General features: G+C 50.9%; 18 protein-coding genes. 13 read left to right on the top strand and 5 right to left on the bottom strand.

The window, feature by feature from the left end:
* Positions 1–203: 203 nt before the first annotated feature.
* The 3 genes from H6F91_RS20380 (at position 204) to H6F91_RS20390 (ending at position 3,603) form a co-directional block, all read left to right on the top strand.
* Entirely contained in the window at positions 204–2,084 is a 1,881-nt protein-coding gene (locus H6F91_RS20380) for an ArsA family ATPase (protein ID WP_190771659.1), read from the top strand.
* A 532-nt stretch (positions 2,085–2,616) separates the two neighbouring features.
* Complete coding sequence (locus H6F91_RS20385; protein ID WP_190771626.1) at positions 2,617–2,838, top strand: hypothetical protein; 222 nt, start codon at positions 2,617–2,619, stop codon at positions 2,836–2,838.
* 3 nt (positions 2,839–2,841) lie between these two features.
* Positions 2,842–3,603 carry a pentapeptide repeat-containing protein gene (locus H6F91_RS20390; protein ID WP_190771625.1) on the top strand — a complete coding sequence of 254 codons (762 nt, stop codon included), beginning with the start codon at positions 2,842–2,844 and terminating at the stop codon, positions 3,601–3,603.
* Positions 3,604–3,905: 302 nt separating this feature from the next.
* Here H6F91_RS20390 and H6F91_RS20395 read toward each other — a convergent pair whose 3' ends face one another.
* Positions 3,906–4,610, bottom strand: coding sequence for a GvpL/GvpF family gas vesicle protein (locus H6F91_RS20395; RefSeq protein WP_190771624.1), 705 nt, complete (start codon positions 4,608–4,610; stop codon positions 3,906–3,908).
* A 150-nt stretch (positions 4,611–4,760) separates the two neighbouring features.
* Complete coding sequence (gene raiA / locus H6F91_RS20400) at positions 4,761–5,432, bottom strand: ribosome-associated translation inhibitor RaiA (protein ID WP_190771623.1); 672 nt, start codon at positions 5,430–5,432, stop codon at positions 4,761–4,763.
* A 383-nt stretch (positions 5,433–5,815) separates the two neighbouring features.
* On the opposite strand from raiA, the gene lipB reads away from it, so the two are divergent.
* Both lipB and H6F91_RS27585 read left to right on the top strand, forming a co-directional pair.
* Positions 5,816–6,502 carry a lipoyl(octanoyl) transferase LipB gene (gene lipB, locus H6F91_RS20405; RefSeq protein ID WP_190771622.1) on the top strand — a complete coding sequence of 229 codons (687 nt, stop codon included), beginning with the start codon at positions 5,816–5,818 and terminating at the stop codon, positions 6,500–6,502.
* Between the two features lie 429 nt (positions 6,503–6,931).
* Positions 6,932–7,270, top strand: a complete 339-nt coding sequence (locus tag H6F91_RS27585; protein WP_199307957.1) for a hypothetical protein — start codon at positions 6,932–6,934, stop codon at positions 7,268–7,270.
* Positions 7,271–7,387: 117 nt separating this feature from the next.
* Here H6F91_RS27585 and H6F91_RS20415 read toward each other — a convergent pair whose 3' ends face one another.
* Positions 7,388–7,909, bottom strand: coding sequence for a phosphoribosyltransferase family protein (locus H6F91_RS20415; protein WP_190771621.1), 522 nt, complete (start codon positions 7,907–7,909; stop codon positions 7,388–7,390).
* A 176-nt stretch (positions 7,910–8,085) separates the two neighbouring features.
* On the opposite strand from H6F91_RS20415, the gene H6F91_RS20420 reads away from it, so the two are divergent.
* Entirely contained in the window at positions 8,086–9,537 is a 1,452-nt protein-coding gene (locus H6F91_RS20420) for an MFS transporter (protein WP_190771620.1), read from the top strand.
* Between the two features lie 50 nt (positions 9,538–9,587).
* Here the strand turns inward: H6F91_RS20420 and H6F91_RS20425 are convergent, their stop codons facing one another.
* Both H6F91_RS20425 and H6F91_RS20430 read right to left on the bottom strand, forming a co-directional pair.
* Entirely contained in the window at positions 9,588–9,800 is a 213-nt protein-coding gene (locus H6F91_RS20425; RefSeq protein ID WP_190771619.1) for a DUF2555 domain-containing protein, read from the bottom strand.
* 90 nt (positions 9,801–9,890) lie between these two features.
* Positions 9,891–10,631: a hypothetical protein gene (locus tag H6F91_RS20430; protein ID WP_242035894.1), complete on the bottom strand. Its 741-nt coding sequence runs from the start codon at positions 10,629–10,631 to the stop codon at positions 9,891–9,893.
* Between the two features lie 267 nt (positions 10,632–10,898).
* Here H6F91_RS20430 and purH point away from each other — a divergent pair, with 267 nt between their 5' ends.
* From purH to ftsZ, 7 genes are all read left to right on the top strand, one after another.
* Positions 10,899–12,434 carry a bifunctional phosphoribosylaminoimidazolecarboxamide formyltransferase/IMP cyclohydrolase gene (purH, locus tag H6F91_RS20435; RefSeq protein WP_190771618.1) on the top strand — a complete coding sequence of 512 codons (1,536 nt, stop codon included), beginning with the start codon at positions 10,899–10,901 and terminating at the stop codon, positions 12,432–12,434.
* Positions 12,435–12,527: 93 nt separating this feature from the next.
* A complete protein-coding gene (locus tag H6F91_RS20440; protein ID WP_190771617.1) occupies positions 12,528–12,842 on the top strand; it encodes a hypothetical protein in 315 nt (104 codons plus the stop codon).
* Positions 12,843–13,162: 320 nt separating this feature from the next.
* Entirely contained in the window at positions 13,163–13,645 is a 483-nt protein-coding gene (locus H6F91_RS20445) for a DUF4079 domain-containing protein (protein WP_190771616.1), read from the top strand.
* Positions 13,646–13,875: 230 nt separating this feature from the next.
* A complete protein-coding gene (psb27, locus tag H6F91_RS20450) occupies positions 13,876–14,280 on the top strand; it encodes a photosystem II protein Psb27 (protein ID WP_190771615.1) in 405 nt (134 codons plus the stop codon).
* A 14-nt stretch (positions 14,281–14,294) separates the two neighbouring features.
* Positions 14,295–14,714 carry a hypothetical protein gene (locus tag H6F91_RS20455; RefSeq protein ID WP_190771614.1) on the top strand — a complete coding sequence of 140 codons (420 nt, stop codon included), beginning with the start codon at positions 14,295–14,297 and terminating at the stop codon, positions 14,712–14,714.
* 375 nt (positions 14,715–15,089) lie between these two features.
* Positions 15,090–15,929 carry an FtsQ-type POTRA domain-containing protein gene (locus H6F91_RS20460; protein WP_190771613.1) on the top strand — a complete coding sequence of 280 codons (840 nt, stop codon included), beginning with the start codon at positions 15,090–15,092 and terminating at the stop codon, positions 15,927–15,929.
* 643 nt (positions 15,930–16,572) lie between these two features.
* Complete coding sequence (gene ftsZ / locus H6F91_RS20465; protein ID WP_190771612.1) at positions 16,573–17,775, top strand: cell division protein FtsZ; 1,203 nt, start codon at positions 16,573–16,575, stop codon at positions 17,773–17,775.
* The last annotated feature ends 149 nt before the right edge of the window (positions 17,776–17,924 follow it).

The raw sequence follows: 17,924 nt of genomic DNA on the forward strand, positions 1-17,924 counted from the left end.
TGCCTAAGCCCTTCTTCGACCTAGTATTCCCCGCACCAGGAAACCATTACCTTTAAAAAAACATGGACGTTACGTTTCATCGCAACTTTTCCCCTGAAACGGATGGCAACTCTGGAATCAATAGGTTAGAAGCAACACCTCAGATGCCAATAACACTGGAGTACCCCGTGGGGCTAACGCCGTTTCATCACTTACACCTGGCAATGTTTAGCGGCAAAGGAGGCGTCGGAAAAACGACCCTCTCCTGTGGTTTTGCCCGTGCCTGGGCACAGCAATTTCCCAACGAGCGGGTCTTGCTGCTATCCACCGATCCGGCTCATTCCTTAGGGGATGTGTTGCAAATGACGGTGGAGGACAGCCCCCACCCCATGCCAAATCTGCCCAACCTACAGGTGCGCGCGCTTGACGCTCAACGCCTTCTAGCCGACTTCAAGAATCGGTACGGCAAGGTTTTGGAACTACTCGTGGAGCGGGGTAGTTTTGTTCAAGGGGAAGACCTTAGCCCGGTGTGGGATTTGAGCTGGCCAGGGCTCGATGAATTGATGGGCATTTTGGAGATTCAGCGCATTCTGAGAGATCAAGAAGCGGATCGGGTCGTGGTGGATATGGCCCCCAGCGGCCACACCCTTAACCTGTTCGGACTCATGGACTTTCTAGATGAGTTTTTGAAAGCGCTGGATCTATTCCAGGAAAAGCATCGCGTCATCAGTGAAAGCTTTGGGGGCCGTCATCAGCGAGATGAAGCGGATGACTTCCTGATCGAGATGCAGGAAGACCTGCGGACTGGGCGCGAGTTGCTGCAGAATAGCGATCGCACCGCTTGCCTCATCGTCGCTATCCCAGAACCCATGAGCTGGTGCGAAACTCACCGCTTCCTGGATGCCCTATTAACCCTGAACATTCCCGTCGGTGGCATCTTTCTCAATCACTGGCTTCCCGCTGATTCTGCTGTAGACCGTCGAGTAGAACAGCAACATTTATTGGAAAAGTTCCGGGCGATCGCTCCCAGTCCCCTCTTCTGCATCCCTCAGCAAAACAACGAACCTGTCGGAGCCGAAGGGTTGGATCGGCTAATGGCTCAACTGGTTACAGCCCCTGACAGCGTGGGAGAAGTTACACCGGAACAACGTTCCTTCCAGCTTCCGCCCATCTATGCCCCGGGCTTTGAGGATTTTGTAACAGCGGGACGGCGGTTGGTCATTGTCGGGGGCAAGGGGGGTGTCGGGAAAACGACCGTATCGGCAGCGATCGCCTGGGGCTTGGCAGCCCGTCATCCTGATCAATCCGTTCGCATTATCTCCATTGACCCGGCTCATTCCCTGGGTGATGCCTACGGTACGCTGTTGCAACATGAAGCCACCGCTATTACAGCAAACTTGAGTGGCCAGGAAGTGGACGCCGAGAAAATTCTCCAGCAGTTCCGCGAAGATTACCTTTGGGAATTGGCAGAAATGATGAGCGGTGAGACTGGAAGCGATGACTTGCGAGTAGCCTATGGGCCAGAAGCCTGGAAGAAAATTGTCTCTCAGGCACTTCCTGGCATTGATGAGATGCTGGCTTTAATTACAGTCATGGAATTACTGGAAAGCGGGGAACAGCAGCTCATTGTGCTGGATACAGCTCCCACAGGGCACCTGCTTCGCTTCCTGGAAATGCCGACCGCTCTGGGAGACTGGCTCGCCTGGATCTTCAAACTCTGGTTGAAATATCAAGATGTTGCGGGCCGTGTCGAGCTGATGGGCCGTCTCCGCACCCTACGAAAGCGTGTGATGGATGCGCAGAAAAAGCTGAAGGATCCAGCCTATACAGAGTTTATTGGTGTGGTGCAGGCACAATCACCCATTCTGGCGGAAGCAGAGCGGTTGACGCAGTCGTTGAAAGAGATGGCGATCGCCCAACGCTACATCGTCCATAATCGCTACGAAGTCGGCTATGAAATTCCGGCAGAACAGTTTTGCCAGCAATCCATCGTACGCTTGGCCCAACTTCCCCGCCTGATTCCTGCTGGCAATGGTTATGCCGATGCACCTCTAGGGCAGGTGCAAATCGCGGCCTCACTTTTATTTAACCTCAGTTCGGGTTAAGGGCTTTTTCGAGTGCCGCGCGACGCGCGGCACTCGAAAAAGCTTATTGTTGCGTGCGCTTAGCGCACGCAACAATAAGCTTTTGGGCTTATCCCGAACTGAGTTTGTTTAATTGACAGGACTGATATGATTTGACAGCAAGTTATGAGGTCTTGACGTAAATACAGCGGTAGATTCCAATGCTGGTTATTCTCGAGAGCTGGTGTTAATGCCATTCGAGGCTTGGAAAGCCTATTTCCACGGCCTTTCATTGAAGTATTTGTGAATCTCAACCCATGGGTCAGCAATCTCTTCTAAATAGGGGGGATTATAATGAAGAGATGAACATCGTGGATCTCCCCATGCGCGCTCGCGTAGTAGGGGTTATTATCACAGTACTTTGGCAATAGAAAACTGGCTTTTGCCGCTATGAGTTCATCAAATACTTGATGGCTCATGGCATTAGAGAAGTTCGGTTAAGGGCTCCGCTGTTGTCACTGACCCAGAGGGACACCATCTTCCACATCCATTCGTAGAGTTCTGGTTATCTGTTATGCTTCATGCAGAGCGCTTTGAGGATCATCGGGGGCAATCGGTTAGCACGCCTGAAGTCAAACGAGCTTCTCTCAGTTCCCTTACCCCCAGTCCCAGTGAAGCGGCTGATCTCGAAGCACTCCTAGCTGAGAATTTGAGCCCTAATAAGCGCGCTGTTGTCCAAGCCCTCATCCACACGTGGGAAGCCAATCGCAAGGTACGACTGGAGCATACAGGTTAAGATGTGTCCGATGAATCACCTTCTTTAAGGAGACTGATCGAGCTCATTCAGAAAAAGCTTGGTTCCGACACAGATCCGTCTTCCTTAGAGTTAATTGATCTCATTAAGAAGGTCGTCCTGGCAGACACGGACGATTTTTTAGAATTAACGCGGTTGGCTGGCCTCAGCCCCCTCGAAAGCTATGCAGGCCAAAATCTTGTCGGTGTCAATTTAGATGACGCAGATCTCGCTAACGCCGATTTTTCCCGAGCAATCCTCATCCGTTCCAGTTTTTGTAGAGCCGAGTTAAGTAGTGCCAACTTAAATAAGGCTAATCTCACCAGTGCAGCCTTTGCTCAAGCACGTCTGATCAGCGCCACCTTAATGGATAGCAACTTGACCAACGCGGTCTTCAGTGGCGCAGACCTGACAAATGCCAAGCTCAATCAGTCCGTTCTAAAAATGGCAGATTTGAGTGACACGCATTGCATCTGTGCAGAAATACGGTTCGCTGATCTGACAGGGGCTACCCTTTGCCGTGCTCGCCTAGAAGAGGCCAATTTATCATCCACCAACTTCCGCCGTGCCAACCTAACCCGCGCAAATCTTCAAGGAGCCAATCTATTCGGGGCAGATTTTTCCAGCACGCTGCTTTACCGAGTAAATTTTAATGACACTAACTTAGATGGCGTCAAGGTTGAAGGAGCCCACTTCAGCGCTAACCCTGGCATTAACCGCGAGATACGCCGCGATCTGATCCGCCGGGGGGCAATCTTTGAGGATTGATATTCGATGGAGGGGGCTTCACACGCTTTACATTGCATCGAGGTTCAACTGCTGGTTATATAGCGCTACCATCCATGTGTGAACCACGAGAGCGCTATTAGAGCGCTTTTCAAGCGCTTACAATCTGGTTGTTTTTGTGAGAGCCGCGCGGCTCTCACAAAAACAACCGTGGCTGATTCAAGCACAAGGCACTGTAAATTAAGGAGATTTCCAACAATGAAATTACCCCCAGGATGTTGGTGCTTTGCCCGCTTCGCGGGCAAAGCACCAACATCCTGGGTAGATTCTTATGCAGAAACCTCCTAAACAAAGTGGTAGGGAGGCAACGGAGCATCTAGCATGACTTCCCAAAGCGGGCAGAGGGCTTGCCATTGCTCCAGATAGCCTTGAGGGCTTTGGGGCGGCTCAGCTAAGCCGTTCCCCCGACTGAAGTCTGCCAGGAAGTAGAGCCGTTCCATCCCATCACGGGGCTCAGCCGTAAAGAGATGGGGATAAATTTGGGCGATCGCCTCCCGCAACACATCCCGCTGCTGCTGCCGCTGCTGTTGCTGCTCGAACTGTTCTTGAAACTGGCGTTTTTTCGCTAAGAAATACGCCTTTCCACCTGCTTCCGCAGGAATCGCGGAGGCAGAAGCTACAACAGGTTTCAGGCGCACCGTATATTCAGCTTTCCCTTTGACTTTCGCCAGTTTTGCAAGATATGCATCGGCATTATCTTGCAGATGGTTCTCCAGGTCGGTCTGAGAGCGAAAGCAGGTACCAAAGCGTAAGGGTAATAAATCCGTTTGCTCAAACGCTTCGCGGATCACCTGGTCATGATGCAACACTGCCCGCATTAGTCGAGCATCGTCAGATTGCAACGTCTCAATGTCCAGGCCTACTTCTACTAAAGCATCCAGGGAACCAACAGGAATACGCTGCAGCGCTCCTGCAATACCCTCAGGCAGCACCAGCATCGCGTCAGGTGGCAACAAGGCATAGGTATAGGTGGTTTGAAGAGATGCCATGTGACTATGCTCATAACAAACGGCCATACCTGGATGCCTCTAGATATGACCGTTTGGGTCAATTTGCAATTAAACGCTGGCGATCGCCTCAGCACAGGCTTTGCCAGAATCGATAATTAAAGGTTTTCACCCCCAACTATCAATATGTCGCTACCGCATAGTTACCCCAGTATTAGCATGGCTGGAAGAACCATTTTGCGAGGCTTTGGCCGCACCATTCTTGTGGCCATTGGAGCTACTAGTATTACGGGGCTGAATCACCCCATAGCCACCGTGGTTACGCTCATAGATAACGTTAATTTCCCCAGTTTCGATGTTACGGAATGCATAGAAGTCATGATCTACGAGTTCTAGCTGTTCAAGGGCCTGGGCAACCGTCATTGGAGGCATGGCGAAGTACTTGGTGCGAACCACCTCAGGAGGTAACTCTGGGGTGCGATTCTGGAGCAGTTCTTCGACATCCGCTGCATCTGTAGTTACAGGCGTACTATCCAGAGCTTCGGAGGTTTTTAGTGGGGTGCGGGCGTTTCGTTTTTCCTTAAATTTACGAAGTTGTCGGCTGATTTTATCAGCGACCAGATCAATACTGGCATAGAGACTCTCACTACTTTCTTCAGCCCGCACTACTGTTCCGTTCGCGTAAATCGTAACTTCAGCAGTCTGCTTAGGGCTTATCCGAGGGTTACGGGCAACCGACAGATGGACATCCACTTCCGTCGTCAATGTATGAAAATGTTGCACAGCTTTCTCAATCTTTTGTTGGACGTAGTCGCGGATTGAGTCGGTAATTTCGATGTTTTTTCCCTGGATAACAAGCTTCATATAGCTCCTCCATAAACGGTGGATCTACATTCACCCTAGCACCTTGTATTGTGGAGAACTAAGTCGTTAAAAATGTTTTGCATCCCTTGATAATTCTTGATTTGACAGCCGGGATCACTCGGTTGCCAAACGGATAGGTCTTCCACATATGTGGGTAGGAAATAGGTAAAACCCACAGCACGGTTATAGCTATCCTAGATATAGTGCCCCCACATAAATGCTAAGAAACGTACGGACAAGAAACGATATCCTAATCTTGATAAGCAACATCAGCGAATCTATTATCTCTTTTACCTAAAGAAATTGTTAAATTCTCTGTTTTCACGCTTTTAACAGTCCCTTTTTCTCTGAGGTTTGTGTTAAAAGAAAAGGCTCAATTTTCTATGAATTGTAACTGCAATTTGGTATGGGCCGGCCAGGTGCCCTATGAGCAAAGCTGGGAATGGCAGCGATCGCTCGTTCGCCACAAGCAACAAAACCCTGACGCTCCAGATTGGCTGTTGCTGCTAGAACATCCCCCGGTCTACACCCTGGGAACAGGCTCAACCACTGACTTCCTCAAATTTGACCCTGAAGCGGAAGGCGTAACGGTGCATCGCACAGAACGGGGTGGGGAGGTAACCTATCATGCGCTTGGGCAGTTAGTCGGGTATCCCATTCTGAACCTACGCCGATATCAGCAGGATTTGCACTGGTATCTACGGAACCTGGAAGAGGTTGTGATTCAGGCGATCGCCCCCTATGGTCTTCAGGGTGAGCGCATTGACGGTCTCACAGGAGTTTGGGTTGAAGGTCATAAGGTGGCCGCGATTGGCATTAAGGTAAGCCGCTGGATTACGATGCACGGGTTTGCCCTGAACGTATGCCCCGACCTCAGCGGATTTCGGCAGATTGTACCCTGTGGTATTGCAGATCGCCCTGTGGGAAGCCTGGCGCAATGGGTGCCAGAAATTACATTGGAGGAAATGAGAGGGGCGATCGCCCAAAGCTTCAGCCATGTTTTTGAGATTCCACTCGTGCCCACTCCGTTGGAATCCATGACGCAACCAATCTCAGCTCTACCCTCCTGAAAGAAGGTCGTTAGAACTAAGCCGATATGTGTGGGAGCGTAATTCTGACGACCTCTCGATTAGCACGTTGCTCCAGTGATGTTTCAACCTGTGGATGTGGAGAAAGGGGCACTTCGTGCCCCTTTCCCCACATCCCATCCATGGGCCTAGAACACTATCAAAAGTCCCTGAAAGGGCTGATTTTTCAAACACTTCCAAGCTCGGATGCGACTAGTTGAATTCACTAGCTAAGTAAAGTTGCGGGTGTTATGCTTAAGCTACAGCGGCAGGAAAGTCTTTTGAGACAAGGCTTTAGTGTGAATACATACACTCAAGCCGCCCTGGTTAAGTCTGTTTCCTTCATAACCGTCAGGGAAAGCATTCACGCTCACTCATAACTTTGTGCGGATGAAATAATTCATCCGGCATTTTGGCATAGGTGCTCTCCCCATGGGAAATAATTTTTCCGGTAATTCCATTGACCTGGATTGGTCTGAGCAGACAGAGGAGGTGTTTCGCCTTCCTTCAACCCGGGAACATTCAGCCCCTTCTACACCAGCAGCGCAACACACAACCTCCTTCTTACTAGAACTTGGGTTAGGCCGCATTTACTCTGGTGCGGCGCCCCTTGCGCCTCTGAGAAAACGAGACTGGGCCGCACTTGAAGACTGGTTCCAAGCTGACTCTATGCCTGAAATTGAAGCCGATATTCACCACAATTTATTGTTGCGATTTCCAGAACCCTGCTGGGAAGATCACATTTTTGGTTTTTTAGGCGAGTTCCTATAGCGCTTTCTCCTAACGTTTTTCGAGCATGCTTGAAACACTACCCAAATGTTTTTTCGTGCGCGAGGCGCACGAAAAAATAACCCCGTCAGCGGGTTTTAAAGCGTTCCCTAGTTCCGATTAATTAGACGAAGTTTTGAGAGATGCAAAAAACTCTGCTGGAGTTGTCTGCTCATATTTCTCGAAAGGTTGGTGAATCCATGGATCATCGGGCAAGTAGGAGACATAGTAGTCTGGCTTGATGATGGAGCAGTCCTTATACCAGAGGACAGCCGTACGAATCTCATCAACGTAAAACCCGTACTTGGTTTGCAACCAACTGATACTCCGCTTCAAGGTATGCCCGGAGTCTACCAAGTCGTCTACCAGCAAGACATGGCTACCCAAGTTGGCCGTGGTTTTAGAGAGATCCTGAGAAAACGTTACCGAACCTCGAATCTGATTATTGGGGCCACCGTAGGAAGCAGTCGATAGTACTGCAAGGGGTTGATCAAACAGGCGGGCCAGGATATCGCCAACCCGTAACCCACCCTTTGCCAGACACACAATTTGATTAAATTGCCACTGAGACTCGTAAACTTTCAGGGCAAGTTGCTCGATAGTTTCGTGGTACTCGGGCCAGGAGACATACAGATCGGGCATGGGAGCAGCAGTAGGGAAAGAGGAATAATGGCACCAGGCAACGATTTTTTCCAGCTAAAACCGGAATACCACGATGCAGCTTAGTGAAGATGATGAGCATGATACAACTCTTGAACATCATCATGGAATCAGCAACGCCGAATCGGTATTAGACTGATGACCTGACCTTTTACAGCATGGATGGTAACCCTGTGGTGGCAAGTAAACGCCCCTCTGACAAACTCAGCTTTGCAACCAAGTTAGCCTATGGGGCCGGAGACTTGGGGCCTGCCATCACTGCCAACATGCTGGGTGTGTTTTTGCTCATTTTTTTTACGAGTGTAGCGGGATTGAACCCCGGCCTTGCGGGTAGCGTACTGATGATCAGCAAAGTTTGGGATGCGGTCAACGACCCCATGGTGGGTTGGTTGAGCGATCGCAGCCAGAACCGCCTGGGTCGTCGCCTTCCCTGGATGTTATGGGGAGCCATTCCCTTTGGCCTCTTCTTCTTTTTGCAATGGCTTGTGCCGCGCTTTAATGCTGACCCCACGGTCAATCAATGGAGTTTGGTTGCCTACTATCTGGCGATCGCTATCGTCTTCAACACCTTCTACACCGTCGTTAATCTTCCCTACACAACCCTGACCGCCGAACTCACCCAGGATTACGACGAGCGCACCAGCCTCAGCAGTTTTCGATTCACTTTCTCCATTGGTGGCAGTATTCTCTCCCTGGTACTCGCTCTAGGCGTTTTCGCCCTGGTCAAAGATAACCCCGTGAATCAGTACCTGTGGATAGGGGGCATCTCAGCAGTGCTGTCGGTATTACCACTCTACTGGTGTGTCTATGGTGTGCGAAAACGGGTTATGGAGGTGGAGCGCGAGCGCCAGGAACTGCCCCAACCGGAATCCATTCCCTTTGCCGAACAAATCAAAATCGCCTTTAGCAATCGTGCCTTTCTATTTGTGATCGGCATTTACCTCTGCTCCTGGCTGGCGGTACAGAACACGGTTACAGTCATTCCCTACTTCGTCAAGAACTGGATGGGTCTGGGCGATCAGGACTTCACTAAAGTGGTAATTGCAGTGCAAGTCACCAGCTTACTGATGCTCTTTGTCTGGAGTGCCGTCAGTCGCCGAGTCGGCAAACGAGTAGTTTATTTCATGGGAATGGTGCTGTGGATTGTGGCACAAATCGGACTCTTTCTACTCCAACCGGGACAAGTGGGATGGATGTACGGTCTGGCCATCATGGCTGGCTTTGGGGTTTCCACAGCCTACCTAATTCCCTGGTCGATGATTCCCGATGTGATCGAATTGGATGAATGGCAAACAGGCCACCGCCGAGAGGGGGTGTTCTATAGCTTTATGGTGCTGCTGCAAAAGCTGGCTCTGGCTCTAGGCCTGTTTTTAGTGGGGCAAGTATTGGAAAAGTCTGGCTTTATCACAACTGCTGCAGGTGAGGCCCCACCTGTGCAACCCGAATCGGCCTTGTTTGCCATTCGCCTCATGGTTGGCCCGGCTCCTGCCATTGTCCTGATTATTGGCCTGGTGCTGGCTTACTTCTACCCGCTCACCCGCGAGGTACATGCCGAGTTGGTCATGCGGTTGGAAGAGCGGCGAGCCCAAGCCAGAGTGTCCGAAGAGTAGCCCAAAAAATAAGGGCCACCCTTTTGGGGTGGCCCTTATTGGGACAAATCTCACGATTCGTCGTAGGCTTCCATATCCAGCAGGTAGTAGTAAGGCTCTGCGAGCTCCGGCCGTTGAAAGGCGATCGCTCGCAATAAATGCCAATCCTTTAAGCAATCGAAGGGACTGCTGTAGGAATCCTGCTCCAAACGCTCTGCCAGGTCTGCTACATCTTTCTCGGTCAGGTGAGTTACATCCTGTTCGGAAAAGCTCAGCGTCGTCATCACCGGTCCTCCCCATCGATTGCAAGAGACAGCATAGTCTTCCGGCTTTTGCCTAGAATTCTATCTGTTTTACTATCCTCATTACTTATCCTAAGCGGTTCCGCCGGATGGCTGAAAGATCTGGCGTGTAAAGTTTTGCACAAGCTGTAACACCCGCAGCGAGATCTCGTGGCCCCCCTCCAGTTCCTGATAGGTCACTGAAACGCCCAAGTCTTGCAACATATCTCGGCTGGTTTGGGCCGACTGGAGCGGTACAACAGAGTCTTGCCGTCCATGCACCATAAACACGGGCGGAGGTGAATCCAGGGGTTGCACCGGGCTATGGAGGTAACCGCTCAGGACAATCAGCCCGGCGAGGGGGAGTGTAAGTCCCACTTCCATCGTCATGGCTCCTCCCTGGGAAAAGCCAGCCAGTATGGTTTTCTCAAGGGGAACTCCGGTTGAGGTGGAGAGCGATCGCACCCACTCCGTCAACATATGACGGCTCTCCACTAACTCTGGTTGTTGAGCTAACGAGGGTTCACAGGTAAAGGTGTAATTGGGCGGAAAGTTATACCACACACGCCCATCCGGACCAAAGGGAAAGGGAAACGGTGCGTCTGGGAAGATCATTTGGAACTCCGGCAACTCCAAATAATCTGCCAGGGCAGCAACATCCTGGGCACTGGCTCCCCATCCATGCAGAGCGATCAAAAGCCCCTGAGATGCCTGACCGTTGCGGGGAGGGATAGAAATCGCACGTAAAGACAGAACAGTACCTCCTGAACACTTCACTACAGGCATCATATAGCTAGAGCTATTTTCGTTAACCCCAATTCGGGACAAGTTCAAGAGCCTTTAACCCGAACTCAAGCTCCGTTAGGAGATAGGGCGAGAGTGAGTGCTGTGGACTCACTCTTGCCCTATCTCCTAACGAAAGAGTGTGCCTATTCATTTCGTTGAGGGAGAGAACGGCGAAGCAGCCATTTCTTTTAGGGCTTCAAGCCTGAGAGTTCAGTTTTTCAGGGTTTAATCCCATGCGATAATGGAACGTTGCGGCATTGTCATCCGCCTACAGATCGGCAACCGCCTGTTGTTTTTCGTTACATCCAAAATCCCATGAGTCTTGCCCTGTTGAGCGTTTCCGATAAAACTGGTCTGGTGGAGTTTGCTCGTCGCCTGGTTGATGAGTGCGGCTATGGGATTGTCAGCAGTGGCGGCACCGCCCAGACTCTCAAAGATGCCGGTATTCCGGTTACGAAGGTTTCTGACTACACGGGTTCCCCAGAAATTTTGGGTGGCCGGGTAAAGACGTTACATCCCCGGATCCATGGTGGGATTTTGGCTCGGCGCGACGTTCCCCAAGATGTCACCGATCTAGAAACCAATCAGATTCAACCCATTGATCTAGTCGTTGTCAACCTCTACCCCTTCGAACAAACCATTGCTAAACCTGGGGTCACGCTGGCAGATGCGGTAGAACAAATCGATATTGGTGGCCCCGCCATGCTGCGGGCATCCGCCAAGAACTTTGCCCATGTCACCGTGCTGTGCAATCCGGCTCAATACGATGCGTATATGGAAGAGTGGCAGCGGGGCAACGGACAAGTTTCCTTTGAATTCCGCAAAGCCTGCGCGTTAGCTGGGTTCCAGCATACGGCGGAGTATGATCGGGCGATCGCCGCCTACCTCAGCGCCGATCCTGAAGCTCCCCTTCCCGCTCAATTCACCCTCAGCGGTTCTCAAATCCAGGCACTGCGTTATGGCGAGAACCCACACCAACCTGCCACCTGGTATCAAACAGGAGCAACTACCAGTGGCTGGGCCGCCGCCACCAAACTCCAGGGCAAGGAACTTAGCTACAACAATCTGGTAGATTTAGAAGCCGCCCGACGCATCGTTGCGGAATTTAACGACGACCCAGCCGCTGTCATCATTAAACACACCAATCCTTGCGGGGTAGCCCAGGCCAGCACCATCGCTGAAGCCTACAAGAAGGCCTATGAAGCCGATGCCACCTCGGCCTTTGGCGGCATTGTGGCGCTGAACCGGGCGATCGACACATCAACCGCCTCGCAGCTCACCGAAACCTTTTTGGAGTGCGTTGTTGCCCCAGCCTGTGATCCTGAAGCTGAAAAAATCCTGGCTGCCAAATCCAAAGTTCGGGTACTGGTTCTGCCTGACTTAGCGAAGGGTGAACCCACCACCGTCAAAGTTATTGCTGGTGGATTTTTGGTGCAAACCGCTGATGATCCCATCATTGACCCAAGTCAGTGGAAGGTCGTCACGGAGAAGCAGCCAACGGATGCTCAGTGGGCTGAACTGGTATTTGCCTGGAAAGTTTGTAAGCACGTGAAATCTAATGCCATTGTGGTGACGAACGATCGCACCACTCGCGGTGTGGGTGCTGGGCAGATGAACCGGGTAGGGTCTGTGGCGCTCGCCATCAAACAGGCTGGCGATTTTGCAAAAGGTGCCGTGTTAGCCAGTGACGGCTTCTTCCCCTTCGACGACTCTGTGCGAGAGGCAGCAGCAGCGGGGATTGGGGCGATCGCCCAACCGGGAGGCAGTCTCCGGGATCAACTCTCAATTGATGCAGCGAACGAATTAGGATTGGCTATGATCTTTACGGGCTTCCGCCACTTTTTACATTAATCGCGGTTTTACGCGGAATTTGGCGCAGCCCTGTTGCAAGGTTTACTAGGCACATCCGTGTGGGTGTGTCGTGCCGTTACTGTGAGGTTTTTTATGGCATCTGACGCACAACCATCTCTTCCTGCCGAGGTTTCCCTGACACTATTGCTGGAAGGGGGTCAGCAGCATACGCTCAAAATTGCGTCTAACAATCGGCTGCTACAGCAGTTGTTTGAAACAATTGTGAACCGGACCGATAACCGTCCCCAGCATGTTTTTCAAATCCCTATTAACAACGGAGCAGGGGTTCTTTGCTTCGCAGGTGAACGGCTGGTGGGCATTATCACGGAGCCTCCGCTGATCGTCCAACAGCCCCCCGCACAGGAGCAGACAGTTCCTATGAGTGATCCCCTCGCCCCTGGTGCTTAAGGGATTTTGACTGTGGATTCTATTGAGCCCCACGGTCAGGAACATCTTGGATGCATCATGTAATCCTTCGAAGCCCTTTGAAACGTTAAGTTTCAAAGGGCTTTTCACAAGTCTGCTATACGGCGCTGTATGGGTTGATCAAGAAGGCTGGGTATAGCGCAATGCACTACACCCAGCCTTCTTAATTGTTGTATGTGCCTTTGCCGCGCAGGTAAGGCCGTTCAGGCCGCAAAAACTACCCAAGTTGTGGCCCAATAGGTATACCCTTTCTATGATAAGTTTTATGAAGAATCTAAAATCTTCCGAAACCGCAGAGACGTATGAGCGTTGCCCTTCCGGAGTCCGTTAAAGTCTGGAGCCAGTTCTTTCATCCAATTTTGATGTGGGTGCTGTTTGCTCTCACCCTGTATGCCTTTTACCTGGGTATGCAATCGCGTCGGATTCGCTCTGCAGAGGCTGATGTGCGTAAGCAGCTGATTCAAGGTAAGTTTGGCTTTCGCCATCATCAGCTGGGAGCAATTCTGCTATCGACCATGGTGCTGGGCACCCTGGTCGGTATGGGTGTCACCTACATCAACAATGGCAAATTGTTTATGGGGCCTCACCTGCTTGCTGGTCTGGGAATGACAGGACTGATGGCAACGTCCGCCGCGCTGACCCCCTTTATGCAAAAAGGCAATGATTGGGCTCGAAGCTTCCATATCGGTTTGAATGTAGCCCTCGTTGGATTGTTTGGTTGGCAAGCGGTCACAGGAATGCAAATCACTCAGCGGATTGTTGGTCGTATTCTGGGTGATAGTTGATTCCTTTAACAAGGATTTAGCGTAGATTTTCTACGCTAAATCACTGGATTCAGATTCCTTGAAAGCTCTTTGATTCCTTAAGAAATTAGAAAACTTGTAATGAAGGGCGATCGCACAACCCCCTTCCCTCTGCCTCTCTGGAGAGATAGAAGGGCGATCCCCATTCAAGATAAGATAATGCTCAACGCCCTTCCGGGTTTTTTCGCTGTCAAAGTCAACCGCGAGGTTTTATGAAATCATTGCTCTCTCGTATTTTTGCCCTGGTACTAGTGCTTGTCGTCAGCCTAACCGGGCTAACCGCCTGCTCGAATCCGAGCAATCTCACGGGAAGCTACCGCGACGATTCCTTGATGGTGATCGAAAGCCTGCGAACGGCCATCAACATTCCCGATAGTACCCCTCAAAAGGTAGCGGCTCAGGCAGAAGCTCGTCAGCTGATCAACGATTTCTTCTCCCGTTATCGCCGCGATGATTCTCTGGCAAAGCTGACCTCATTCACCACCATGCGTACTGCCCTTAACTCCCTGGCAGGTCACTACAGCTCCTACCCCAATCGTCCTGTACCTGAAAAACTCAAGCAACGCCTGGAGAAGGAGTTTGCGCAAGTTGAAGCTGCCCTCAAGCGTGGTGCTTAAGCCCCTCTTTTACTATGGAACGTGGCCTGCTCTGGTTACCACTACTCGTTCTTTTTTTCTGGTTAGCTTGGGCTGGCTGGAATGAGTATCAAAAGTTGGAAGCCTACAAGGTTTGGGCATCTGATTTTGAGCGGGCCAAATACGATATTTTGTCGGCCCTAGGCCAGTCTGGAGATACCCTTACCTGGGGTAAACCGACTCGCCAAGGGCCGATTAATTTGCAAACGCTATCCCGTCAGCAAATTTCATCCGTGCAGGTTTGGGTGGATGGAGGAGCGATCGCCCTTGACGCAGAAAGTCCGACAGGCCGCCGTTCTGAAATTCGGTTACAGCTCCCTGAAACATTTATCAGCATTCCATTCACCGACGCAACACTGGCCGTGCGATGGGGCCGTTTTTTGAATGAATGGTTGCAATCCGATCAAACTGTGTAGATTTTGAAGATAAAAATGAAGCGCTGCACACCATGTGGTGCTTGTTTTCATTAACTTAGGAGATTTCCAGAAAAGAACTTCCCCATTTTTTGGAAAAAGGACGCGGCTTCGCCGCGTCCTTTTTCCAAAAAATGGGGATATTGTTTCTCAGAAACCTCCTTAGTTCTACGCATCTGTGGTTGAAATGAAGTCCCGAAACAGTCCACCTTCGGTGGACTGTTTCGGGACTTCAAGCTTGGGAAGGCATGTCCTCCTAAGCTTGAAGCGCATCATGAGAATTGCCAGTATTCGGTGAGTTCGTTCGACCGACGCAGATATTCGCAGTAGAATCAGGGGTGCCTGCTGAGCCTATCCTGGCTATTCCTCCTCATCGTCATGGCTGATTTTTCGCGTATTTCCCGTTCTACTCTGGCCGATCGCCGGCGTCAGTTGCGGCGGCATCGTCGTATGCGAGCCATTCAGGGTTTGTGGCGCACTGTCGTGGTGATGGGGCTAGCAGGTGGAGCTATCTGGGTCATTCAGTCTCCCATATGGATTGTCCAAAGTGCTGATCAGGTCGTCATTCAGGGCAATGAGTTGTTGTCGCCCGAGCGAGTTCGATCCTTATTGGGTCTTGAGTACCCCAAACCCTTGTGGGCTGTACAACCGGAGGCGATCGCCCAAAATCTGGAAATCAGTGGCCCCATTGCGCAGGCGACGGTTACTCGCCACCTGTGGCCTCCCAACATTGTGGTAGATATTGAGGAGCGCCGTCCTGTAGCAGCCGTTCAAGGCTATATCGCCGATCCTGCTGCTCCCAACGCTAGTCCTGCTAGCAACGGAACTGGCTTACTTGATGCCACAGGAGCCTGGATCCCCATGGAGGACTATGCTCTGCTGAGTTCTTCCCTACAAATGCCACCCTTAGTGGTGATTGGGATGAGGGGGAGCGATCGCACGCAGTGGGTCGAGATTTACAACCAGCTCACCTACTACCAGCAAAACACTCCCAATGCCGTTCACATTAGCGAGCTCGACTGGCGATCCCCATCGAATTTAATTCTGAAAACAGAACTGGGATCGGTACACCTGGGGGTTTATCAGTCGACGAAGTATTTAGCTCAGCAATTACAAGCACTTACTCAGATGCGCCAATTGCCAAAAGAAATGAATGGGCGACAGGTTGACTATATTGATCTACGTCGACCCGAAGACCCAATTCTGCAAATGCGCTAATCACCTACCCATTCCCCTAAATACAGGTGGGCACGCAGTACCGGGCAAATTGGTTGAGTTACCTCAATTCGGGATAATCCCAACAGCCCATTTTTGCGTTCACCCTACGCACGCAAAAATGTTTTTTTCAAGGGGCGCGCCTTGGGTGTCTCTTGAAAAAGCCTATAGCCCAAACTCAGGTTGAGTACAAGCGGAATGTGGGGTGAAACACTTCGCATTCCGCTTGTACTTAAGTCCTTACAGTATCAATTAGGGTGATAATTTAATTTGGGGTTAGACCACTTCTGGTGGTGTGGAGCAAGCAGATGCATGACTATAGATAGATATTTCAAACAAATTTTATTGGTGTTTCTAGACAAGTTCTCCTAATATGGTTAAAATCTAGAACCGCAATTGCCAAAACGCCCATCGCTGGGTGATTAGCGACCTTATCAGGTCATGATGAGTCTCCTGAAAAAGGCAAATGAGTTCAAAATACACTGATGTAGAAAACATTCTATAAATAGAGTCATTCGGATTTTCCCAACCTTGTGTAGAAACAGGCTAGTATCGATTCGTTCAACTTGCTGGTCGTTCAGTAGTAGATTGGTAGAGAAGAATTTTGGTTAAACTGCCATCCCCCCAACCTTATAACAACGGTTCAATGAATACTGCGAATCCTTTTGCGAACTCGGGTGCCAATTCTGCACTACACTTGGGGCAATCCGGCGAGAATAATCCTACTGTGTCGGAAGAAACCAGGAGCAACGATATTGTGCCGAGTAGTCTAGCCAGAATTAAGGTCATTGGGGTCGGTGGTGGCGGATGCAACGCCGTTAACCGAATGATTGCCAGCGATGTGTCTGGCATCGAATTTTGGACAGTTAACACTGACGCTCAGGCACTGAGCAACTCCATCACAACAAATCGGTTGCAAGTTGGGCAAAAGCTGACACGCGGGTTAGGCGCGGGTGGGAACCCAGCGATCGGTCAAAAAGCAGCAGAAGAATCCCGCGATGAAATTGCAACTGCGCTAGAAGAGGCAGATCTTGTTTTCATTACCGCCGGTATGGGTGGTGGTACTGGAACTGGAGCCGCACCTATTGTGGCAGAAGTGGCCAAGGAAGTAGGGGCTCTAACGGTAGGGGTTGTAACCCGGCCCTTCACATTTGAAGGAAAGCGGCGCACAGGCCAGGCTGAAGAGGGAATTGCTGCCCTTCAAAGCCGGGTTGACACGCTTATTATTATCCCTAACGATAAATTGCTGACCGTTATCTCCGAGCAAACTCCGGTTCAGGAAGCATTCCGGGTTGCCGATGACATTCTGCGTCAGGGGGTACAGGGGATTTCCGACATCATTACAGTGCCCGGGTTAGTTAACGTTGACTTTGCTGACGTGCGTGCGGTCATGGCGGATGCTGGCTCTGCGCTGATGGGCATTGGCATGGGTTCCGGCAAATCCCGAGCCCGTGAAGCAGCGATGACGGCAATTTCGTCTCCGTTGCTTGAGTCATCGATCGATGGAGCTCGTGGAGTTGTATTCAACATCACTGGAGGAAGCGATTTAACCCTCCATGAGGTTAATGCAGCAGCAGAGATTATCTATGAAGCTGTTGACCCCAATGCCAACATCATCTTCGGAGCCGTGATTGACGATCGCCTCCAGGGTGAAGTGCGGATTACAGTGATTGCAACGGGCTTTGCGGCAGATGCAGCAGCGGCTAATTCCGCGAACAAAGTTTCAACGTTGAAGCGACTGCCGACAACCCCAATGGGAACAACACCGCTACCTCAACCACCTTCCGTAGGCGGCAAACCTAGCTTGGATATTCCTGAGTTTCTGCAACGTCGCCGTCCAACCCGCTAGGGGTCGTGCATTTAATAACCTGTAACTCTTTTTTGGAGTGACGGCGAAGCCGTCACTCCAAAAAAGAGTTACAGGTTGTTTTATTTGTGATCCTAAGCTTCTATGCTGAAGTGCCCTGAACTGAGGTTAGTTAAAACATTAGGAGCGAG

It is taken from the genome of Leptolyngbya sp. FACHB-8 (assembly GCF_014695575.1).
Taxonomy (GTDB): domain Bacteria; phylum Cyanobacteriota; class Cyanobacteriia; order Elainellales; family Elainellaceae; genus Vacuolonema.